We start from the raw sequence: 21,489 nt of genomic DNA, 5'->3' as shown, positions 1-21,489 counted from the left end.
AAGCGGGTTGTCTGTTCGTTACTCGTCTACTCCGCCATCACTGACCGCGGGTGACTGCACACCCGGTTCAACACCCACACCGGCAACGGTGTTCGGGACCGTGTCCGAAATCACAGACGAACCCGCTTCGTCGACATCGACGTCGAACTGGTCGAGAAGCGACTGCAAGTTCTCGGCGTTGACTGCCAGCGACTGCGCACTCGTGGTGACCTGATTGATGGATGCCGCCTGTTCTTCTGCTGCCGCCGACACTGTCTGGGCCTCAGCAGTGGTCTCTTCGCTCACGCTCGCGACTTCCTGCACCATCGCACTCACGTCTTCGGTCGAAGACGCCTGCGCATCGGTCGCCGAGGTGACCTCGTGGACGCTGGTGTTGTTCTCTTCGACGCGCTGGGTGATGTCGTCGAGTGCATCGATGGCCGTCTCGACGGACTCCGACTCTTCGGTGACGCGGTCTTTCATTCGCTCGACGCCGGTGACGACCGTCTCACGCTGTGACTGGATGTCTTCGATGAGTGCTTCGACTTCGGTGGCCGAGTCGGTAGTCGCCTCGGCGAGTTGTTTAACCTCGTTGGCGACGACGGCGAAGCCTTCGCCCGCTTCGCCCGCCCGGGCGGCCTCGATGTTCGCGTTCAGGGCGAGCAGGTTCGTCTGCTCGGCGATGTTACCGATAACGCCGACGATGTCGCTGACCTCCTCGGTGAGTGCCCCGAACTCGGCCACGTCTTCGACCGTCGAGCGTGTCTCGTCACGGATGGCGTCCATCCCGTCGAGTGCACCTTCGGCGGCGATTTGTCCGTCCGCGCCGAGTTCGGCGGCCTCACCCGAGTTTGCGGCCAACTGGTCGGCAGCAGTCGCAATCTCTTCGACGGCGGCCGAGAGGGTATCCATCTCCTCGGACACGCGGGTGAGTCTCCCGGCTTGTTCGTCTGCACCGTGCGATATCTGTTCGACCGATTGGGCGACCTGTTCGCTGGCAGAGTTCACCTCGCGGGCCCCCTGTGCGACGTGGTCGCTGCGTAACTGCACCTCGTCTGCGAACTCCATCACTGAACCGACGGTCGATTCGAGGTCGTCTATCATCGCGTTGAACGACGTCGCAATCGTCCGCATGTCGGAGGAGTTGCTGTTGGTGTCCATCCGGGCGGTCAGGTCGCCGGCCGCAGCGGTATCCATCACGGTGCTGTAGACCTCTGCGTCGCGGCGCTGGTTGACGAGGTCCGTACGGAGCGCCCCGACAGCGCCGAGTACCGACCCGAACTCGTCTCGCCGGTCGGTCGTGAGGTCGACGTCGAGGTCACCACCACGGAGACGGTTCAACGTAGTTTCGAGGTCACCGAGTGGCTCGAGCATGTTCCGCTTGAGGACGAGGGTCAGGCCACCAATGCCGAGCAACAGCACTGCGAGGAGGAGCCCGATGTCGGTGACGACGGTCTGCTGGAGGTGGTACGCAGAACTAGTCGGCGCGTGGATGACGACGACGAGGTCTTCTGCGCCCGCGTACGCGACGACGTGCTCTTCGTCGAAGGCACTGTTTGCTTCGGCCTCGTAGGCACCGATGCCGCCAGCGAATCCATCGGTGAGTGCCTGTGAACCCTGTTCGCCGTACAGTTCACCGCTCGAAACGTCGCGTTCGTCGAACTCGACGATTCCTTCGCGGTCGATGATTTGGACGAACGACCCGTCGAACGGCGCGTGGAACACCTCTCGGAGGTGAGCGGTCGACGAGACGAGGACGACGGCGCGGTCTTCTGCATCAGGAACTGGGCTCACGAAGGAGATGTGCGTCTCGTCTCCCTGTTCGTACATCTCACTGACTGCGACTTCGTTAGCATTAGAGAACTGCAGCGACCCGTGGATGTACGAAAGGTCTTCTCCGAGGGCGGTTCCGCCGATTCGCTCTCGTGACGAACTCGCGAGGACTTCGTTCGATGTCGTATCGACGTAGTGGATGGCGACGAAGTCGTCGGGGAGGTTCGCCATCTCGCTGTCGAAGAACGCCGAAATCTGTGTGGGGTCTTTGCTATCGAGAACGGGGAACTGCGACAACATCCGAGTAATCTGTGACCGCTCGTCGAGCCAGACCGTGAGTTCTTCGGCCTGTAATCTGGCGGTGTTCTCTAACTCGCTGTGAACCGAATCGTGGAGTTCGTCGGAGACGGTGTAGTAGGTGTACGCGCCGACGCCCGACGTGAGGACGACGAGCGCGCTTAACATTGCCACGAGTTTGTACAAATACCGTTCTTGGAATCGCGCCGGGAGTACCCGGTGAAATGACTGGCTCACACAGTCTTGTGTGTGACACCCCTCATAATGACGGGGTTCAAATTATCTGCACAGATATTTCTGAAATTTTTGCCTTCACGGGTCAAGTAGTTTATAAATTAAACTCCACAACGGGACGCCGAGAATTGGATGTGAACACGACATCACTCGTTCGCCGATAGCTATTGTTTCAGCACTCATTCTCTATCGCACTATTTGGTTTATTAGCCGACGATAGAGAGCGTGGGCTCGGTCTCAGGGCGACTCCAGAAGGGGTGCAACAGCAGGAATTCAGACGCTCGCTTGCTCGACGCTCTCGAACTCGTTTTGGGCGATTGCGTCGGTCAAGGCCTCGAAGTCGATGTCGTCGGGCATCTCTGCAGGGTACTTCCGGCGGAAGTACTGGACGATGTTCTTCACGTCGCGCGCGAGCAACTCGCGGGCGTTGTTGTGGTCGGTCGGGACCGCTTGCGGCCAGTCGAAGATAGTGATTCCCTTCTCGCTGACGGCGACGTTGTACTCGGACATGTCCGCGTGGACGAATCCGGCCTCGTAGGCCGAGGCCATCTCGTCGAGGACCAGGTCGAGCACGCCAACTACCTGTTCGGAATCGAGTCGCGCCTTGCCGAGTTCGACGCCATCGAGTTTCGACATGATGATCGCGTGGCGGTTGTGGTCGACTGGGCGCGGTACCGACACCTTCGGGAAGAGCGTCTCCAGTGCTTCGTACTCGCGTTCGGCAGCCTTGCGCGCGGTGTAGAGCCACGACACGTGGTGGTTGTCAGAGGTGTAATCGCGTTCACGGCGAACTTCGCGGAAGTTCGTGTAGCCTTCGCGGTGGAACTTCAGCGCGAGGGGTTTGAACGACTGGACTTCGAACACGTCGCTTTCCTTGCCGACGCCGAGAGGCGCACCGAATCCCTGAATGGTGTCTCGCTGCGCGAAGGTTCGCAAGGCGAGTGCGTCGTAGCCTTCGACCGTGAGTTTGTAGCCTTCGTACTGGATGGTCTTGCGCTCGATGAGGTCGCGAGTCATACACCGGTCGATACGATAGTCGACCTCTTCGGCGGTCATCCCCGAGTTCTTCGGGAGTTTCCCGCGGTTGACCCACTCGCTGAAGCGCATGCCCTGCTCGACACCCGAGAGGAGATAGAAGTCCTCGGACTCGAGTTCGGCCATCACGCCGGCGACGTTCCGTACCATGTCCACCTGTCCGCGGGCGAGGCGTAAAAGGGCCGCGAGTCAGTGAATCGACGGTCGATAAATCCCATGCGACGATACGAAATCGGGAAACGGCGTGCGAATTCACCGTGAACCAACTCCGAGAAGATGTCTCTCCGCTTCTCTCGACGCTCAGAAGGACCGTTTCGTCGCGTTACTGCTCGACGTTCACGCGGTACGGCAGTCCCTCGGGGTTGAACGTCCCGTCGGCGTCGCACTGTACCGACACAGGGTCGACTGCCGCTTCTTTGTCGGTCGGGTACCACGGCCTCCCCACGGCCGAGACGACGAACCGCGCTGTTTGGTCACCGACGAACGCGATGTCACCCTCGCCGAACTCGCTCCACACGTCGACGTCGATGGCGGCCGTGAGGTCGGCGACGAACGATGTCACGTCGGGGACCGCCATCCCAACTTCCGTCACACCGACGATGTCTGTCTCGGGGTCGAACTCGCCGGTTGCGTGGCCGTCGTAGCAGACGTACTCGATGATGTTGCCCTCCGGGTCTTCGAAGTACACTGAATCGGCCTCCATGAAGTCGAAGCGGATACTCGGCCCTTCGTCGGTTTCGAGGACGCCAACGTGTTCGTCTACCCACGCGACGACGGAGTCGACGTCGGCAGCCACGGTGAACGCGAGGTGGTCGGCGTCGGTGTCGCCGAGTTCGAACCAGAGAGTAGTCTCACCTGCAGTGGCAGAGCGTTGTGAACCCGGAATCGAACCGAATCCGAGTGTCTCGACGTAGAACTCACAGAGCGAAATCGGGTCGGTCGCGGCGATGGCGACGCGGTGGACGTGCATGGGTAGACGTCACCGTGAGACGGTTTAGTCGAATCGCTCGTGTCGTCGATATCGTCGATATTTCGGTTCGGTGGTCCGGCGACCCTTGAACTACCGCTGTTCGACTACACGCGTCGAAATCGCTTTCTCCCGGATGGACGAATCCCGAGTATGAACGACTCGCAGGGCACACTCGCCGACCGAGAGTGGCGGTTGATTCGCGAAGACATCCGTCCCGGTCCGATGCAGATGGCGCTGGACGAAGTCGCCGGCGAGACGGCCGCAGATGGTGGTCCGCGAACGGTTCGCGTCTACTCGTGGGAACCCAGTTGTCTTTCGCTTGGGTATGGTGAAGACCCCGAGACAGTCGATTGGGAGTTCTGCGAGCGAGAAGGAATCGACGTGACGCGGCGACCGACTGGCGGTGGCGGCATCTACCACGACCGATACGGCGACGTGGCGTACTCCATCGTCGCCCCGAAAGCGGAGTTGCCCGGTGACCTCATCGACTGCTACCACCTGCTGTGTCAACCGATTCTCGACGCCATCCGGTCGGTCGGCGTCGACGTGGACTTCGTGGACGAGGATATGCCGGTTCTCTGGCACCCAGCGTGTTACCTTCGGGCGCTTCACCCCGCACACGACATGGTCGCCGAAGGCCGGAAAATCGCGGGGAACGCGCAGTACCGCCGCAAAGACGCCGTCGTACAGCACGGGTCTCTCACCTACTCGGTCGATGCCGAGACGCATCTCGGCGTGTTCGACGGACACGGGATGACGCCGGCGGAGTTCCGCGACCGGGTGGTCGGCATCGACGAACTCGCGGACGTCTCACGTGAGACGTTCGTCGAAGCCGTGACCGACTCGCTGGCCGACTTCGTCGATGCCGAAGAAGGGTCGTGGACCGACGAAGAACTCGAGAAGGCACGAACCCGAGTCGAAGAGAAGTACGCCGCAGACGAGTGGGTCCGACGGGACCCACGCAACCGGTAGTGAATAGTGAATCCGCGGAGAGCCAAGCGGAGCAGACAGAATTGTCGGTAAACTGAACGAAGCAGCCGGAGTCGGTGGAGAACGGAGTTGCGGTCTCTCCTCAGAGTTGGTCGTCAGAACCCGAAGCTCTCGGCGGGTTCGAGTTCGAGTGCTTCAGTGATGCCTTCGTGCACTTCGGTGAGTGGTGGAACGTCTCGCGTCGGGTCCAACCAGTGGTCGCCAATCCAGCGGTACCGAACGGTCAGGTCTTCATCGAGGAGGAAACACGACCGACGAGAACGCTTCGAGACGCCGAAGGTTCGATAGACGACGTCGAACGCCGACGCGAGTTCGAGGTCGGTATCGGCGTACAGCGGAAACGTCAGGTCGTATCGGTCGATGAACCGCTGGTGCATCCCGACGCCGGATTTACTCGCACCGACGACAGTCACGTCTTGCCCTGCGGCGAACCAGTCGAAGTCACGGAACGCACACCACTCGTCGGTACAGTCAGGGCTGAAGTCGGCGGTGTAGAAGCACAAGAGAACAGGGTTCTCTTCGGCGAGTTCCGAGAGGCAGCGGTCTGTCACGTCGCCGGACGGCGTGACGAGAGGTGCCTCGACGTCGTCGGCGGACGTACCGACGGCGAGTCCAGTCATACCCTCGACTCATCTCGAATCGTGATATTCGTTCCGACCTCACCGTTCGCCGACTCCGAAGTCCCTTTGTTCGGGTACCCCGTGGGGTTCGGCATGCGAGTCGGTGCACACGTCTCAATGTCTAGTTCGAAGGTCTCCTCCGACGAGGAGACGCCACCGCACAAGAACATCACCAACGCCGTCTTCCGGCAGGTCGCCTTCGGCGGCAACTGCGGGCAGATATTCACGACCTCTCCGCAGGTGTGGCGAGACCCCGATATCTCCGACGAAGAGGCTGAACTGTTCCGTGAGGAGACCACTGAGAAACTGGATGGTCCGTGGGTCATCCACTCGTCGTATCTCGTCAACCTCTGTACGCCGAAAGACGGCCTCCGACAGAAGTCACTCGACTCGATGCAGACGGAAGTCGACATGGCCGAGAAACTCGGAATCGACTACGTCAACGTTCACCTCGGTGCCCACACCGGCGCGGGTGAACAGCAGGGTCTCGACAACGCCGTCTCCGTCCTCGACGAACTCGACATCCCGGACGGCGTCACCATTCTCATCGAGTCCGACGCCGGGTCCGGCACGAAGATGGGTGACGATTTCGCCCACCTCGGGTACGTCCTCGAAGAGTCCGAACAAGACCTCGATATCTGTCTCGACACCGCCCACGCCTTCGCGGCCGGGTACGACCTCTCGACGGCCGAGGGCGTCGCCGAGACGTTCGAGGAACTCGACGCCGAGGTTGGGCTGGAACACCTCAAATGCGTCCACCTGAACGACTCGAAACACGAGTGTGGCACGAACAAGGACGAACACGCCCTCATCGGCGAGGGACTCATCGGCGAAGAAGGGATGCGCGCGTTCATCAACCACGAGGCAATCGTCGACAACGACATTCCACTGGTCCTCGAAACGCCGACGGAAGACGGCAAGGGCTTCGCGTGGAACATCGAGCGCGTCCGCGAGTACCGCAACGACGCGAACTGACGACTGCACACAGCGCAGGGTGATGCGTACAAACGCAGGGTGACCGAACCCTGCACCGACTGATTTTTGCCTCGCGGTGTCCGACGACGAGTGTGCGACGTTTCTCGGAATCGTACCTCCAGCGGACGCGACAGGGGATGTGGGACGACTCGCGGGCCGCCCTCTCCGACTTGGACCTCGGGGGCCGGGCTCGAATCCTCGACGTCGGGTGCGGGACCGGTGAGTTCACACGGGTCCTCGCCGACGAATCCGACGCCCACGTCGTCGGCGTCGATGCCGACGAGGAACTCCTGTCGGTCGCGGCCGACCGCCCCGGAATCGAGGTGGTCACCGGTGACGCGACGCGACTCCCGTTTGCCGACGAGAGCTTCGACCTCGTGGTCTGTCAGGCGTTGCTCGTCAACCTCCCAGACCCAGTGGCCGCGCTCCACGAGTTCGCGCGTGTCTCGTCAGACCTCGTGGCGACAGTCGAACCAGACAACGCCGCCGTCGGCGTCGATTCGACCGTCGCCGCGGAAGTTCCCCTCGAACGCTCGGTGAGAGAAGCGTTCCTCGCGGGGGTCCAAACTGACGTGGCACTGGGCGAGCGCGTCCGAGAACTGTTCGGCGAGGCAGACCTCTCGGTCGTCGGAACTCGACGCTACCACCACCGAAAGCTAACTGAACCACCGTACGACGACGGAGACATCCAGAGCGCGGCACAGAAAGCGACCGGTGAGGGACTCGACCGCCACGAAGCAGACATCCGCCGTGGTCTCGACGGGACAGACTCCTACGAGTCGCTTCGTCGTGAGTGGCGACAGATGGGGCGCACAGTGGTCGAACAGATTCGAAACGGCGAGTATCGACGGGCCGAAGTCGTCCCGTTCGACGTGACGACTGGTCGTGTCTAACGCGTCGGACGGACGGGTGGGGTGGAGTGGTTAGCCCAAAAAGAGGTCGACCATGTTCCCGCTGGAGCGCCCACGGTAGAGCTCTGAGTAGCCGCAGTTCGTACACGAGACGACCGTGAACTGTCGGTTCTGGATGTCGAACATCTTCGTCAGGCCGGTTCCCGACGTCGCAATCGAGTCCATCTCTGTCTGGGTGTGGCCGCATTTCGGACAGCCGTCTCGGTCGGCATCTGTTGGAGGGCTCATAGCGAGATGTGCCGCCGAAGATGACATAAATCAGATGCCCGTACAGCTACAACGCTCCCGTTCGACTCCCACGTATGGCCGCCGATGGATCCGTGTTCCTGCTCGTTTTCGCCCTCGCGATTGGCGTCCCGCTCGTCCTCTACTGGGCAATGCAACGAGAGACTGAGAACCTCCCGCGGATGGACCGAGAAGAAGCGGAACGTCGGGCCAAAGAGGAAGGTGCCAGATACAACCAGTCTTCACGCCGTCGGGAGTGACCTCAGACGACGTCGCCGCGAACGCTCGTCCCCGTCTGTTCGGCGCGGTACGTTCGCATCGCTTCGACCGCTGTTTCGGCTTCGTCACCTTCCAACCCGAGCATCTCTAGTGCGCCGGTGAGCGTCGGGAAGGCGAACTCGCTGTTTCGGAGTTTCTCGATTGCACTCGGTGAGCGTTGGCCGTCGGCGTAGAGACAGACACCACGTGGGTCGAGAATCTGTTCGTACGCCTCGCGGGCCATCGCACCCTTCAATCGCTGTGTGACGTTGTCTTCGAAGGAGGCGTTGCACACTTCGAGGTGGACCGGTTCGTCGTCGTCGGGCAAGAGGTGCGCAGCGAGGCACTTCTCGGGTGCGGCGTAGCCGTTCGAGTTCGCACGAATCAGGTCGGGATGTTCTCGTGCCCATTCGGCACGGATGCTCTTTCCGACGCCCTTCACGCCGTGCGACGCTTCGAATTCGGAGGCTGCGTCGGGGTCGCCACGGAGGAGGATGTCTTTCGTCACGTACACGTCGAGTCGGTCGAGTGGGTCGAGGCCGAGGGCGACGTCGCCGTAGACCCACACTTCGCGGACCGGAACCGGAAGCGTCTCGGATTCGACGGCGTCGACGATGGACTCGACTCGGTCGAGGGCGGCGTCTCGTTCCATTGCGTGTCTGTGAGAGTCGAAGGGGCAAACCGGTTGCGACCAGCGGCCGTGACCGTCCCGAGGCGAAACCGGTATCCCTCCTGCCAAGCAAGCGACCGGCAATGGAGTGCGACAAGTGCAGTCGGGACGCGGTGATGCACGCGGCCTACTCTGGGGCACATCTCTGTGACGACCACTTCTGTGCCTCGGTCGAGAAACGTGTGCGCCGCCGTATCCGCGAAGACAACATGCTCCCCCGAGATGCGACGCCTGAGGACCCACAGACGTGGGTCATCGGTCTCTCTGGGGGGAAAGACAGTGTCGTCCTCACCCACATCCTCGACGAGACGTTCGGGCGCGACCCACGAATCGAACTCGTGGCGTTGACCATCCACGAAGGAATCCAAGGCTACCGCGACAAGTCGGTCGACGCCTGTGTCGAACTCGCCGACGACCTCGATATCCGTCACGAAGTCGTCTCGTACGAAGAGGAGTTCGGCGTCCAGATGGACGACGTCGTCCAGAAAGACCCCGAGAACATGGCCGCCTGTGCGTACTGCGGCGTGTTCCGTCGGGACCTCCTCGAACGATTCGCCGACGAACTCGACGCAGACAAACTGTTCACCGGCCACAACCTCGACGACGAGGCACAGACGGCGCTGATGAACTTCTTCGAAGGCGACCTGCGACAGGTGGCGAAACACTTCGACGCCAGTATCGGCGACTTCGAAAAACGCCGAGATGCCGGCGATTTCATCCCGCGGGCCAAACCCCTCCGTGACGTCCCCGAAAAGGAAGTCGCCCTCTACGCGCATCTGAAAGACCTCCCCGCGCACATCACCGAGTGTCCACACTCGTCAGAGGCGTACCGCGGTGAGATTCAGCAACTCCTGTTGAAGCTCGAAGAGAACCACCCGGGTACGCGACACTCGATTATGGCAGGGTACGAAGAGCTCGCAGAATTGGTCGCCGACGAATACCGCGGCGATGGGCAGGTCGACCTCAACGAGTGTGAGCGCTGTGGGTCGAAGACTGCCAGTGACGTCTGTCGGAAGTGCCGTCTCCTCGAATCGATCGAAGCGGTGTAGACGACTCGTTTTTGTTTTCCTCGGGCACCGTCGTCGTCGTGACTCACGAGTAGTCCGTCGATAGTAGTAAAAGTGGGACGAATCCCACGACAGTAGAGTTGTGTCGGACGGACGCGGCGGGGTCCGACCGGGTCAGACAGGGTGGTTACCGGATGACGTCGAGACCGTTGTTCTTCTCGGTCTCGTCGCGGCCACCGTCAGACCACGTACCGCTCTGCGACGTCTCGACACGCTGCGAACTGTTGAATTCCGAGCGCTGTTGTTGCTGTTGTTGCCGTCCTTCGATGCTCTGGCGCGACTTGTCGGCCTGCTTCTGCGTCGTTGGGCCGAGGACCTGCGCCGACTGGACACCGGTCATGATTGCCATGACACGGACTTTCCCTTTGTACTCGTCCTGGATGCGAGCGCCCCAGATGACGTTCGCGGCGGCCTCCAGTCGCTCCGTGATGCTGCTCGCGATACCCTCGGCCTCCTTCAGTGTGAGGTCGGGGCCGCCCGTGATGTGGACGAGACCACCGGATGCACCCCGGTAGTCGACGTCCAACAGCGGGTGGTTCATCGCGTCGTTGACCACTTCCTGGGTCTTGTTCTTGTCCTGCGTCTCGCCGACGAGCATCACCGCGACGCCGCCTTGGTTCATGATGGTAGACATGTCGGCGTAGTCGAGGTTGATGAGCGACGGCTGAGTGATGGTCTCCGAGATGCCCTTGACGGTCTCGGCGATAATCTGGTCCATGACCGAGAACGCCTTGCCGATAGGCAAGTTCGGGACGTAGTCGAGGAGACGGTTGTTGTCCAGCACGATGATGGAGTCGGCCTCGTTGCGGAGGTTCTCGAGTCCCTCTTCGGCCTTCACCGTCCGGGCACGCTCGACGTTGAACGGAGTCGAGACCATGCCGACGACGATTGCGCCTTGCTCTTTTGCGATTTTGGAGACGACGGGTGCTGCACCGGTACCGGTGCCACCGCCCATCCCCGCAGTCACGAACACGAGGTCGGCGTCACCGAGGACGTCTTTGACGGTCCCCTGTGCCATCTCGGTAGCGCGTTCCCCCATGGAGGGGTCGCCACCAGCGCCGAGACCCGCAGTCAGGGACTTCCCGACGAGGATCTTCGTGTCCGCTTCGATCATCTTCAGGTGCTGCTTGTCGGTGTTGATCGCGACCGTATCAGCACCTTCGACACCGATGTTGTACAGTCGGTTGATCGTGTTGTTCCCAGCACCACCACAGCCGACAATCACGATACGAGGGTCGCCAAACTGGTCGTCACCGGTGTCTTCCAGTTTGGTCTTGCGCTCTGCCTCGTCTCGCTCCATCGCCTCGCGAACGATATCTTGCATCGGTTTACACCTTTGCCCAGCCGCGCTTGCTGGTAGATTCGCGCTGGCGTTTGTCGGTTGGCTGTTCGTTGAGCATCTCGCGAACGGCGGATCGAATGGCTTCAGACCGATTCGGGAACTCTCCCGTCTCGACCATTCGCTCGACCTCCTCGATTTGCTGCTTCGGAATTCGTAGTGTCACACGCTCCATATTTTCATTCCCCCGGTAAGACGGTGCGCCGCACATGTGTGCGAGTGTCTTACGGACCAAAACCAACGGACGACGCCGGGTTGCGGGCCGTCGTTGGGTGGCTGTAAGACAACCGTCTTACGCGATAGTCACCACAAAGCGATAGGATATAAATGTAACGGCGATTGTAAGACGAGGCCTGAATCTCCCGTATACGGACGTTAATCGGTGATTATTCTACTCGAGCACGTCGGCCGCAGGTGTCCGACGACCACAATCGGGGCAAAACGCCCAATCGGAGCGGAGCTCGTCACCACACTCACAGAAGACTCGGTGGGAGGCTTTCTCACCGCAGTTCGGGCAGTACACGTGCGAGGACTCCACCGATTCGCCACACTGGCCACACGTCGATGCAGTCTCGTGCGCCTCCGTGTCCTCGATTGTTTCGGGTGTCTTACGGTCTCGATTCGGCGTCGAATCCCGGTCGTACTCGGCGTTTACGCCCGAATTGGCACCGTCGCCATCGACGTTGATGTTGACGTTTACTTCCGACGGTGACTGGTGTGTGTCTGCTCGAGCGGCCAATGCTTCGTCGACGAGCGTCGGGAGACGTTCGTCTAACTGGGCTTCGACGAGTCGCTCGACTCGCTTTGCCAGTACTGCATCGAGTTCAGTTTCGTCGTCTCGTTGGGACTCAGCGGCTGCCTGTGCCAACGAGGGTGTGTCGTCACGCTCCACCTGGTCGAGGTACTCACGGAGTGCCTCGCGCATCGCCTCGCTCTTCGACGTGTCGAGGCTGTCCAGGCGCTCGACGAGGGCATCGTCGGCGCGGAACGTGATTTTTGTCATCTATCCGGGAATCAGTTTGTTGGCATATTAATGTTCGCCTCCGTCTGACGGACAGCACACGGGCGGCGGGGCGAATGATAATCGTTAAAACCGTCGACCGGGTAGAAATCAGTGACCGCTCTTAGCTCAGCCTGGCAGAGCAGCCGACTGTAGATCGGCTTGTCCCCCGTTCAAATCGGGGAGAGCGGACTTTTCCTGCGAACAACGTGAGCAGTGAAACGTCCATCTCGACCCGATCTGAGCAGCGAGCAACTCTCTGAGTTGCGAGTGAGTTCAAATCGGGGAGACTCGCACCTCACGAACTGCTTGGGTCAGCGCGTTTGTCGGCCAGCAGTTCGACGATGGTCTTCGTCAACCCGATGACGACGGGGCCGACGAAGAGACCGATGAACCCGAAGACGGCGACTCCCCCGAAGATGCTGAGGATGAGAATACCGGAGTTGAGCTTCGCGCCGCGTTCCATCGCGAGGGGCCTGATGATGTTGTCCGACCCACTGATGATGAACGAACCGTAGATGAGGAGTCCGACTGCCTCCGGAATGCTCCCCACGAAGACGAGGTAGATGACTGCCGGAATCCAGACGACGGATGCGCCGATTACGGGGAGCAGTGACAGGACGAACGTGGTGACGCCCCAGAAGATGAGGTTGTCGAACCCGATGACGAGGAAGCCGAGGACGGTCAGTATCGCCTGCACCGCAGCGACGATGACGTTTCCGATTACGGCCGCCCAGAGGAGGTCGTTCGTGCGCTCGAAGAGTGCGTCAGTCGTCTTTGTGTCGAGGGGGACGGCTGTTCGGAGCCAAGCGATGAACTTGTTGCCGTCTCGTAGGAGGAAAAAGAGGGTGAACAGGAAGATGAATCCCCCGACGAGAAACGCGGAGATACCACTGAGAATGCCACCGATATCGCCCACAACCCCGCCAATCCCGGTTTGGACCGCGTTGCTGACCGGCCCGGAGAGTGTCTCGACAGTAGGGGCGTTCGTCCCGAACTGCTCCTGAGAGAATGCGTCGACAGCCTCGGTGTCGGGGAGCTTGGCACCGCGAAGGAGTGTGGCAGCCTGAGAGGCTGCAGCGCTGAGGATGAAGAGGAGTGGAACGACGATGACGGTAATCGTCGCGAGCATCGTCACGGCTGCCCCGCCGGTGCGACCCAATCGTGGGGTGAGCCGTTGGTTGACCGGGTAGACGAGGTACGCCAGCAGGCCTCCCAAGAGGACGGGCTGGAGGAATGGGAGGACAAAGAATACGGAGAGCGTTCCGAAGAGTATCAGCAACAGGAGAAGGAATGACCGTGAGGACGTGCCGTCGGCGCTGTTCATACTGTACTCACACGTTCCGCTCTCGTAAAACTATCATCTAACTATCACTGTCGTGAACGAGAGTTCGACCTGCACGTGGGTTGGGCCAGCGAATCCACGTCTGTTGCCACGAAACACGCTCCGTGTCACTCGAATGGTGTACACATCGCCGTGACCCCGGCGTTTACTGACACCCACTGAGTACGACATCGTATGGACACCAGACCGCTCGGTACGACAGGATTCGACGTCTCGGAGATTGGTCTCGGAACGTGGCAACTCGGAGGCGACTGGGGGCCCGTGTCCGACGAAGATGCCTTCGATGCAATCGAGGCTGCACTGGACGCCGGAATCACGTTCCTCGACACCGCAGACGTGTACGGCGACGGAGATAGCGAGCAGCGTATCGGGTCGGTGCTGGACGACCGCGACGACGACCCCGTCGTTGCGACCAAAGCGGGCCGCCGCCTCGACCCCCACGAAGCGGGCCGGTACACCCACGAGAATCTCGAACGGTTCGTCGACCGGAGTCGGACGAACCTCGGCGTCGAGTCCCTCGATTTGGTCCAACTCCACTGTCCGCCACGCGACGTTTACTACCAACCCGAAGTGTTCGACGCCCTCGACGAACTCCGACAGTCGGGCAAGGTCGACCACTACGGGGTGAGCGTCGAGAAGGTAGAAGACGCGCTCAAGGCCATCGAGTACGACGGGGTGGAGACGGTCCAGATAATCTTCAATCCCCTCCGACAGCGACCTGCCGAACTGTTCTTCCGCGAAGCACAGCGCCGCAACGTCGGTGTCATCGTCCGCGTCCCACTCGCATCGGGACTGCTCACGGGAGCACTCTCTGCAGACTCGGAGTTCGGCGAAGACGACCACCGCAACTACAATCGTGACGGCGAGGCGTTCGACGTGGGTGAGACGTTCGCGGGCATACCGTTCGAAGACGGGCTCGCCGCAGCGGATTCCCTCGAAACCATCGTCCCTGACGGCGTCTCTCTCGCGCAGTTTACGCTCCGCTGGATCCTCTCGTTCGACGCCGTGAGCACGATTATTCCTGGGTCGAAGACGCCGGCACACATCCGAGATAACGTCGCTGCCGCGTCGCTTCCGCCGCTGTCAGCCGACCAGTTCCAGCACGTCGAAGAGGTGTACGACACGTACGCACGTGACCACGTCCACCATCGGTGGTGACCACAATCTGAGTAGACTCCGAACGAGAGAGGAGTAGCCCAGTCTCTACTGCCACTCTCGCTCGACCTTGAACGGGTCGAGACGCGCGTAGTACGACCCGGTCAGGCGACCGACGGCGTCGATTTTCTCGACGTCGATTTTCCCATCCGTGAGCAGGCCGTCGTCGACGTGAATGAGTTCGATGTGGCCGAAGATGACGGTATGGTCTCCGATATCCATGGTGTCGTAGAGCGTACACTCCATCGTCGCCTTCGCGGCAGCGACCAGCGGGACGTCGATGGTGGTCGCTTCACGTCGCTCCAGTCCGACGACGTCGAACTCGTCGGTGCCTGGGTGGACTGACTCGGAGCTCCGGTCCATCTGCTCGACGAGGTCGGCGGTGACGAGGTTGAGGCCGAACGCCTCCGTCTCGAGGACGTTCCGCGCCGAATCTTTCAACGTCCCGTCTGCTCGGTGCTCGGTGGAGTACATCACGACGGGTGGCTCTGCCTCGATGACACCCATGTAGAAGCTGTACGGCGCTAAGTTGTCGATTCCGTCGGCACTTCGAGTCGATACCCACCCGATGGGGCGAGGGATGATGAGGCTCGTCAGGAGTCGGTACATATCGTCGACAGCCTGTGCTGGGTCGATATCCATCACCGCTCATCTGCGAACAAGCGTGATAAACGTTCACTCATGACGGCCGACAGGACCCGACCGACAGTCATCTGGCTTCTCGGGTGGGTCGCACTACGAGTGGGTGAAACGGTCCGAGACGGAGGTGGGCCGAAAAGGGGGAGATAGCCGGGGGAGCGTCTACGCGTGTTACGCGAAGATGTCTTCGTAGTCGTTGCGGATGAAGTAGCGAACCCAGTTTCCGTAGGTTCGGTCGGCGGGGTGGTCTGCAACCTGCTCGTACTGGACGACGCCGTCTTCGTCGATGACGTACGTCCCTGCGACACCGGTCACGCCGTGACTCGTCTCTTCGGTTCCGCTGTACTGATCTGCGACAGCACCGTCGGGGTCGGCAGCGAGTTGGAAGTCGAGGTCGAAGCGGTCACGCATCTCGGTCAGGTCGCCAACGTCGCTCGTGACGACGGGCAGCACGTCGACGCCGTCGTTGAACCAGAGGTCGTACGCGACTTCGTCGAAGGTCTGGAGCTGTTCGGCGCAGAACGAGCACCAGTGGCCGCGGTTGACGAGGACGACGGTCGGACCACTCTCCAGCGTCTCGGAGAGGGTGACTTCGTCGCCGGCGGTGCGTTCGAGTGTAAAGTCGGGGGCTTCGGTTCCCAGCAGACTCATCGGCCGAGTCGAAGGACTACATGTATCTATAGTCGGGGTAGTTGGGTAGTGGCGGCGCATAACCACTACGAAGTCGGTACACTCCGTCAAACCCGATTTTTCGGACGATTGGGAACATAAGCATGCTACTTATCCGCACACGAAGTGATAGTATAGTTATGTCTTCACGTCTTCCGTCGAGTGAGTTCGCCGCGCGTCTCGATGCCATCCGTGGAAGTCTCGTGGATACGGTCGCCGATGCAGCACTCTGGTTCGATGCGACGAACATCGAGTACCTCTCTGGGTTCAACCACGTCCAGACTGAACGACCCGTCGCACTCGTCGTCACCGACGACCGGGTCGAACTCGTGGTCCCCCGTCTCGAGCTCGAGCGTGCGAGTGAGATAGAGCGACTCGACCGGGTTCGGTCGTACTTCGATTACCCGCAGAGTGACCCGATTGGAACCGTAGTCGAGACGCTCCGTGAACTCGACGTCCGGTGTGTCGCCGCCGACATGGACAGCGCGCCGGGAACGATGGGCTACCACGGACCGTCACTCTCGGATTCCGTCGAGGTGGTCGAACAGGCGTGGGCCGACCGGATGCGATGGGAGAAGACCGACGCCGAAATCGACTGTATTCGTGAATCTGTCCGGTGGGCGAACCTCGGCCACCAGTATCTCGCCAATCTCACCACTGTCGGCGCACACCCGATTACGGTCTCACAACGCGCATCGATGGAGGCGTCGCGCGCCATGCTCGACACACTTGGCGACAGATACGTCGTTCGAACACGTGGCGTCGGGCCAGTCCACGTCGGCTACATCTCCGGCTCACAGACCGCCCGCCCACACGGGTACACTCCAAACGAACGACTCTCCGAAGGTGACGTCATCATCACCGGTGCGACGGCGAACGTCGACGGCTATCACTCCGAACTGGAGCGGACGATGTTTCTCGGAGACCCCTCCGACGACGACAGATACTACTTCGAACTCATGCTGGAAGCACAGGAACTCGCCATCGACGCACTCGGACCCGACGTGCCGGTCGATTACGTCGACCACGTCGTCTGGGAGTACTTCGAAGAACAGGGTGTAGCCGACCTCGCGCAACACCACGTCGGTCACAACATCGGACTTGGGGCACACGAACCACCGTACCTCGACCGCGGCTGGGCCGACCACTGTGCCGACCCGAACACAGACCACACCGAGTCAGACGCCGACATCGGTGCTGGACAAGTCTACACGATCGAACCCGGGCTCTACACCGAGACTGCCGGCTATCGACACTCGGACACCGTCCTCGTCACCGACTCCGGAACGGAGACACTCACGTACTTTCCCCGAGACATCGAGTCGAACACGATTCGCGCTTGAACGTGCTCACGACGACGGCCAACTCGTGTCTCGTCAGACCCGTCCCGTGCTTCGCTAAATTCAAGTAGAGTTTCACCAATGCAATTGTAGTGGCAGTCACGTTCGACCTCTTTGGTACGCTCGTCGATGTCGACTATCCCGTCGACCCAGGTGCGGCAGTCGCTGATGCGCTCCGTGAGTACGGTGTCGCCGTCCCTGACGACTGGGACGACGCGTACCGCGAGGTACACATCGACGCTCCCGAGGGCGCGGAAGTTCCGCTCCCCGCCCACGTTGCGGCGGCGCTCCGGTCACGCGGTGTCGATGCTCCCAACAACGCCGCCCGTCGGGCAGTCATCACGGCGTTCGACCCCGAGGTGACGACGCGCCCCGGCGCCGTCGAGGCAGTCGAGGCCGCTCGTGAGGTCGGTCCGGTCGGCCTCCTCTCGAACTGTTCGGTCCCAGAACTCGTCCCACGGTCGCTCATCCGGTCGGACTTCGACTGGCACGGATTCGATGCGATTACGTCCAGCGTCGCCTGTGGGTGGCGAAAACCCCATCCGCAAGCTTTCGAGGCAGCCGCTCGCAACCTCGACGTCGACCCATCCGAACTGGTTCACGTCGGTGACGACCCGGACACCGACGGCGGTGTCGAGGGCGTCGGCGGGCGGTTCGTAAACCTCCGAGAGACGACGCTCGAGGAACTCACGAGCCGGTTACGGGGCGGGAGGGACCCGTGCCCGTGACTGCTGCAGTCGCCGTCGCCGTCGCTGCAGCGCTCGACCGATTGGTTGCAGAACCACCAGCACGGGTTCACCCGGTCGCACTGTTCGGGCGCCTCGTCGCCCCGTTCGACCGTGAGTGGTCGCACCCCGTTGCAGTCGGTGCAGTTGCCGCGCTCACGCTCCCTGTCCTCGCTGGCAGCGTCGCTGCCGGTGCAACGTGGGGGATGTCACTCGTCTCCCTGTGGGCTGGCGTTGCTGTCGCCGCACTGGTCCTCTTTTCGACGACGAGTTTGCAGATGTTGCTCGACGTAACGGAGACTGTCGTCACCGCAACCGCAACCGACGTCGAGACGGCCCGGTCGGAACTCCGTGCGCTCGCCGGACGCGACCCGTCGTCGCTCTCTGCGGCCGAGATTCGCAGTGCTGCGGTCGAGAGTGCGGCCGAGAACCTCGCCGACGGACTGGTCGCGCCGCTGGTCGCGTTTGCGCTCCTCGCACCTGTTTCGCTTCCACTCGCGGCGGGTGCGGCGGCGTGGGTGAAGGCCGTGAACACTCTCGACTCGATGCTCGGGTACCACCACAAACCAGTCGGGCGCGTCCCTGCACGCCTCGACGACGTGGTGATGTGGCTTCCGGCGCGCGTCTCTGCCGTCTTACTCGCACTCGCTGCGGGGTCACCGAATGTGGTCACACGAGTCGGGTCGCTCGCTCGTCGCCCAGCCTCACCCAACTCTGGGTGGCCGATGGCGACGCTCGCGGTGCTTCTCGGGACGCGACTGGAGAAACGGGGTCATTACCTGTTAGACGCCGGTGCCGACTTCCCGGACGTCGAAACGGCCACACGTGGCGTCGGCCTCGTCTCTCGGGCTGGGCTCGTCGCCTTCGCCCTCACGGGGGTGGTCGCGTGGTTCTGAGCGCGGTCCGCGGTGGACTGGGCTTTCTCACTCGACTCCCCGTCGGCGGTGGCGAGTCAGAGTGGGACGCTTTCAGACGAGCACCCGTCGTGTTTCCACTCGTTGGCTACGTGGTCGGCGGACTCGCTGCGCTTCCACTGCTTCTCCCACTTCCGATTCCGACGGTGGCGGCGCTCTATCTCGTCACCATCTACCTCGTGACGGGCGTCACCCACGCAGACGGGCTCGCTGACCTCGGCGATGCGGCCGTCGTTCACGGTGACGCCGAACGCCGCCTCTCGGTCCTGAAGGACTCGCAGACGGGTGTCGGTGGGCTTCTCGCGCTCGGACTGACACTCGTTGTCCTCGCACTCGGGGCGTTCGGTCTCGCCGGCGCAGGTGGTCGTCTCGCAGTGACGGCCGGCGTCGCGATCGCGCTCGCGGCAGAAGTAGGCGCAAAGGCGGGGATGGCGACTCTCGTCTGTCTCGGCGACCCAGCACACGAGGGCCTCGGGTCCGCACTGGTCGGCGAAAACGGCCCCTCAGGGCTTCTCGCCGTCGCCGTCGCTTGCATTCCGGTGGTCGCACTCGCACCGGCCACTGGCGGTCCTGCCGTCGTCGCTGCGCTCGTCTGCGGTCCCGTCGTCGCTCTACTCGTTCGCTCGTGGGGGCGACAGCGCCTCGGGGGCGTCTCGGGTGACCTGCTCGGCGCGACGAACGAACTTGCTCGGGCGACGGCGATTCACGTGGGGGTGGTCACGTGGACGCTCTTGTGATGTGCGGCGGCCGTGGAACTCGTCTCGGTGCTCCGGTCGAAAAACCGCTCGTCGAGGTGTGCGGCCGACCCATGCTGGACCACGTCGTCGAGGCACTCCAGCAGTCCCGAGTAGAAACAATCTACGCAGTGACTTCTCCGCATACGCCCGAGACGCGAACGCGTGCGAGCAACCTCGAATTACACTGCATCGACGCACCGGGTGACGGATACGTCTCCGACCTCGGCTATGCGCTGGACCGTGTCTTACGTCCGGTCGTGACCGTCGTCGCCGACCTCCCGCTGTTGCTCCCCGACCACGTCGATGCGGTAGTGGAGGCCGCCGAGGGCGGGTCACTCACGGTGTGTGTCCCAGTCGCCCGAAAACGCTCACTCGGCAGCAGCGTCGACGAATCACTCGTCTTCGACTACCGCGGCACCCCAGTCTGTCCGGCCGGACTGGGTGTCGTTGGCGCCGACTCGGCACAGCCTGACGAATCAGCAACCGAACACACTGACGAAGCAACTTCCGAACACACCGACGATTCAGACACAGATTCGACCGTGTACCTCACAACCGATTCCCGATTGGCACTCAACGTGAACCGTCCGACAGATATCGAACTCGCGGAGGGCGGATGCGAGTAGTTCTCGTCGCCGGGACGACGGCAACAGCGAAGATTCCCGGTATCAGCGCCGCCGGCGCCGACCCGTCGGTCGTAGACCACACGCCGAGCGCCGACGCCGAGATTATCGAGTACGGGCAGACGGTTCGCTCGCCCGTGACGCCCGTCAGCCCGACTGGGTGTCCGACACCTGCCGCAATCACCCGCTCGGTCCGCGAACTCACCGGATTCGAGGTTCTCGTCGTCGACGCGGGCCTCGCCGAACCGACCGCTGCACCGACGATGGACGTGGGTGCGAAACCCGGTCGCGACGTCCGAGAACCCGAACCTGTCCCGACCGCACCGGGTGCATTCGAGGCCGCCCGGCAGGTCGGGTCGGCGCTCCCTGACGACGAACTCGTCATCGGCGAGACGGTCCCCGGCGGGACGACGACTGCGCTCGCGGTGTTCCGCGCCCTCGGAGAGACGTTCCCCGTCTCGTCGTCGCTCCCAGAGAACCCGACGAGCCTCAAAGAAGACGTCGTCGCCGAAGCGTTGGACGCGAGCGGATTCTCGCCCGGCGATGCCGCCCACAAACCAGAACTCGCCGCACGATATCTCGGCGACCCAGTCCTCCCGGTTGTCGCTGGCCTGACCGTCGGCGCACTCGAAGCGGGCATCGACGTGACACTCGGCGGCGGGACCCAACTGCTCGCGGCGGCAGCACTCGTCCGACACGCCGGTGCAGTCGGTGACCTGACGCTCGCGACGACGTCGTACCTCGCCGACGACGTTCCCGAACTCGAAACTGCGGCCGCCGAACTCGACGTCGACGTGGTCGTCACCGACCCCGGATTCGAGACGCACCCGCTCGACCGATACGCCGCCGGCGAGGCCAAGGAGGGAGCGGGAATGGGCGGTGCGCTCATGCTCGCCGACCGGATGGGCGTCCTCGACGACGTGGAAGCAGCGACGCTCGACGTGCTCTCGCGGTTGGACCCGCAAGCTGTCGACGAGGTCGAAGATGGCCGCTGAGGCG

The 21,489-nt window shown here is 62.1% G+C and carries 24 protein-coding genes and 1 tRNA gene; 13 read left to right on the top strand and 12 right to left on the bottom strand.

Going from position 1 to position 21,489, the window contains the following annotated elements; translation table 11 throughout:
• Positions 1–18: 18 nt before the first annotated feature.
• The 3 genes from GJR98_RS00880 to GJR98_RS00870 all read right to left on the bottom strand — a co-directional run bounded on the left by GJR98_RS00880 (position 19) and on the right by GJR98_RS00870 (position 4,288).
• Positions 19–2,217: a methyl-accepting chemotaxis protein gene (locus GJR98_RS00880; protein WP_225316406.1), complete on the bottom strand. Its 2,199-nt coding sequence runs from the start codon at positions 2,215–2,217 to the stop codon at positions 19–21.
• A 339-nt stretch (positions 2,218–2,556) separates the two neighbouring features.
• Positions 2,557–3,468 (bottom strand): serine/threonine-protein kinase RIO2, encoded by a 912-nt coding sequence (locus GJR98_RS00875; RefSeq protein ID WP_151134563.1) that lies wholly within the window; start codon positions 3,466–3,468, stop codon positions 2,557–2,559.
• A gap of 172 nt (positions 3,469–3,640) precedes the next feature.
• Positions 3,641–4,288, bottom strand: coding sequence for a VOC family protein (locus GJR98_RS00870; RefSeq protein WP_151134561.1), 648 nt, complete (start codon positions 4,286–4,288; stop codon positions 3,641–3,643).
• A 150-nt stretch (positions 4,289–4,438) separates the two neighbouring features.
• On the opposite strand from GJR98_RS00870, the gene GJR98_RS00865 reads away from it, so the two are divergent.
• Positions 4,439–5,260, top strand: a complete 822-nt coding sequence (locus GJR98_RS00865) for a lipoate--protein ligase family protein (RefSeq protein ID WP_151134559.1) — start codon at positions 4,439–4,441, stop codon at positions 5,258–5,260.
• 113 nt (positions 5,261–5,373) lie between these two features.
• Here GJR98_RS00865 and GJR98_RS00860 read toward each other — a convergent pair whose 3' ends face one another.
• Entirely contained in the window at positions 5,374–5,898 is a 525-nt protein-coding gene (locus GJR98_RS00860) for a redoxin domain-containing protein (RefSeq protein ID WP_151134557.1), read from the bottom strand.
• A gap of 93 nt (positions 5,899–5,991) precedes the next feature.
• On the opposite strand from GJR98_RS00860, the gene GJR98_RS00855 reads away from it, so the two are divergent.
• Both GJR98_RS00855 and GJR98_RS00850 read left to right on the top strand, forming a co-directional pair.
• Complete coding sequence (locus GJR98_RS00855) at positions 5,992–6,873, top strand: deoxyribonuclease IV (RefSeq protein WP_151134555.1); 882 nt, start codon at positions 5,992–5,994, stop codon at positions 6,871–6,873.
• A 92-nt stretch (positions 6,874–6,965) separates the two neighbouring features.
• The gene (locus tag GJR98_RS00850; RefSeq protein WP_255518391.1) at positions 6,966–7,766 is read left to right on the top strand and encodes a class I SAM-dependent methyltransferase; all 801 of its coding nucleotides are present in this window, start codon (positions 6,966–6,968) and stop codon (positions 7,764–7,766) included.
• Positions 7,767–7,796: 30 nt separating this feature from the next.
• Here GJR98_RS00850 and GJR98_RS00845 read toward each other — a convergent pair whose 3' ends face one another.
• Positions 7,797–8,012 (bottom strand): zinc ribbon domain-containing protein, encoded by a 216-nt coding sequence (locus GJR98_RS00845; protein ID WP_151134553.1) that lies wholly within the window; start codon positions 8,010–8,012, stop codon positions 7,797–7,799.
• Positions 8,013–8,086: 74 nt separating this feature from the next.
• Here GJR98_RS00845 and GJR98_RS00840 point away from each other — a divergent pair, with 74 nt between their 5' ends.
• The gene (locus tag GJR98_RS00840) at positions 8,087–8,269 is read left to right on the top strand and encodes a hypothetical protein (protein ID WP_151134551.1); all 183 of its coding nucleotides are present in this window, start codon (positions 8,087–8,089) and stop codon (positions 8,267–8,269) included.
• 2 nt (positions 8,270–8,271) lie between these two features.
• On the opposite strand, the gene GJR98_RS00835 is transcribed toward GJR98_RS00840, so the two are convergent.
• Complete coding sequence (locus GJR98_RS00835) at positions 8,272–8,919, bottom strand: DUF7095 family protein (RefSeq protein ID WP_151134549.1); 648 nt, start codon at positions 8,917–8,919, stop codon at positions 8,272–8,274.
• 101 nt (positions 8,920–9,020) lie between these two features.
• Here GJR98_RS00835 and ncsA point away from each other — a divergent pair, with 101 nt between their 5' ends.
• A complete protein-coding gene (gene ncsA / locus GJR98_RS00830; protein ID WP_151134547.1) occupies positions 9,021–9,986 on the top strand; it encodes a tRNA 2-thiolation protein NcsA in 966 nt (321 codons plus the stop codon).
• 145 nt (positions 9,987–10,131) lie between these two features.
• On the opposite strand, the gene ftsZ is transcribed toward ncsA, so the two are convergent.
• From ftsZ to GJR98_RS00815, 3 genes are all read right to left on the bottom strand, one after another.
• Complete coding sequence (ftsZ, locus tag GJR98_RS00825) at positions 10,132–11,328, bottom strand: cell division protein FtsZ (RefSeq protein ID WP_151134545.1); 1,197 nt, start codon at positions 11,326–11,328, stop codon at positions 10,132–10,134.
• A 4-nt stretch (positions 11,329–11,332) separates the two neighbouring features.
• Positions 11,333–11,518 carry a ribbon-helix-helix domain-containing protein gene (locus GJR98_RS00820; RefSeq protein ID WP_151134543.1) on the bottom strand — a complete coding sequence of 62 codons (186 nt, stop codon included), beginning with the start codon at positions 11,516–11,518 and terminating at the stop codon, positions 11,333–11,335.
• 216 nt (positions 11,519–11,734) lie between these two features.
• Positions 11,735–12,346 carry a double zinc ribbon domain-containing protein gene (locus GJR98_RS00815; protein ID WP_151134541.1) on the bottom strand — a complete coding sequence of 204 codons (612 nt, stop codon included), beginning with the start codon at positions 12,344–12,346 and terminating at the stop codon, positions 11,735–11,737.
• Between the two features lie 115 nt (positions 12,347–12,461).
• Between GJR98_RS00815 and GJR98_RS00810 the strand changes: the two genes are divergently transcribed.
• Positions 12,462–12,535 (top strand) — tRNA-Tyr (locus GJR98_RS00810).
• A 106-nt stretch (positions 12,536–12,641) separates the two neighbouring features.
• Here GJR98_RS00810 and GJR98_RS00805 read toward each other — a convergent pair.
• Positions 12,642–13,670, bottom strand: a complete 1,029-nt coding sequence (locus tag GJR98_RS00805) for an AI-2E family transporter (protein WP_151134539.1) — start codon at positions 13,668–13,670, stop codon at positions 12,642–12,644.
• Between the two features lie 192 nt (positions 13,671–13,862).
• Between GJR98_RS00805 and GJR98_RS00800 the strand changes: the two genes are divergently transcribed.
• Positions 13,863–14,846 carry an aldo/keto reductase gene (locus GJR98_RS00800; protein WP_151134537.1) on the top strand — a complete coding sequence of 328 codons (984 nt, stop codon included), beginning with the start codon at positions 13,863–13,865 and terminating at the stop codon, positions 14,844–14,846.
• Between the two features lie 45 nt (positions 14,847–14,891).
• On the opposite strand, the gene GJR98_RS00795 is transcribed toward GJR98_RS00800, so the two are convergent.
• A complete protein-coding gene (locus tag GJR98_RS00795; protein ID WP_151134535.1) occupies positions 14,892–15,485 on the bottom strand; it encodes a flavin reductase family protein in 594 nt (197 codons plus the stop codon).
• A gap of 168 nt (positions 15,486–15,653) precedes the next feature.
• The gene (locus GJR98_RS00790; protein ID WP_151134533.1) at positions 15,654–16,133 is read right to left on the bottom strand and encodes a peroxiredoxin family protein; all 480 of its coding nucleotides are present in this window, start codon (positions 16,131–16,133) and stop codon (positions 15,654–15,656) included.
• Positions 16,134–16,291: 158 nt separating this feature from the next.
• On the opposite strand from GJR98_RS00790, the gene GJR98_RS00785 reads away from it, so the two are divergent.
• The 6 genes from GJR98_RS00785 (at position 16,292) to GJR98_RS00760 (ending at position 21,485) form a co-directional block, all read left to right on the top strand.
• A complete protein-coding gene (locus tag GJR98_RS00785; RefSeq protein ID WP_151134531.1) occupies positions 16,292–17,494 on the top strand; it encodes a M24 family metallopeptidase in 1,203 nt (400 codons plus the stop codon).
• An 89-nt stretch (positions 17,495–17,583) separates the two neighbouring features.
• A complete protein-coding gene (locus GJR98_RS00780) occupies positions 17,584–18,219 on the top strand; it encodes an HAD family hydrolase (RefSeq protein ID WP_151134529.1) in 636 nt (211 codons plus the stop codon).
• Complete coding sequence (locus GJR98_RS00775; RefSeq protein WP_151134527.1) at positions 18,210–19,112, top strand: CobD/CbiB family cobalamin biosynthesis protein; 903 nt, start codon at positions 18,210–18,212, stop codon at positions 19,110–19,112. The genes GJR98_RS00780 and GJR98_RS00775 overlap by 10 nt, the downstream gene beginning before the upstream one ends.
• Complete coding sequence (gene cobS / locus GJR98_RS00770; RefSeq protein ID WP_151134524.1) at positions 19,103–19,867, top strand: adenosylcobinamide-GDP ribazoletransferase; 765 nt, start codon at positions 19,103–19,105, stop codon at positions 19,865–19,867. Before GJR98_RS00775 ends, cobS begins: the two co-directional genes overlap by 10 nt.
• Positions 19,867–20,493, top strand: coding sequence for an NTP transferase domain-containing protein (locus GJR98_RS00765; protein WP_151139354.1), 627 nt, complete (start codon positions 19,867–19,869; stop codon positions 20,491–20,493). The genes cobS and GJR98_RS00765 overlap by 1 nt, the downstream gene beginning before the upstream one ends.
• Positions 20,484–21,485 (top strand): nicotinate-nucleotide--dimethylbenzimidazole phosphoribosyltransferase, encoded by a 1,002-nt coding sequence (locus GJR98_RS00760; protein ID WP_151134522.1) that lies wholly within the window; start codon positions 20,484–20,486, stop codon positions 21,483–21,485. Before GJR98_RS00765 ends, GJR98_RS00760 begins: the two co-directional genes overlap by 10 nt.
• Positions 21,486–21,489 lie beyond the last annotated feature (4 nt).

The sequence above is a fragment of the Haloferax marinisediminis genome, assembly GCF_009674585.1.
Classification (GTDB): domain Archaea; phylum Halobacteriota; class Halobacteria; order Halobacteriales; family Haloferacaceae; genus Haloferax; species Haloferax marinisediminis.
The sequence above is the reverse complement of the archived record's forward strand: the minus strand, read 5'-3'. Positions and strand labels throughout refer to the sequence as shown.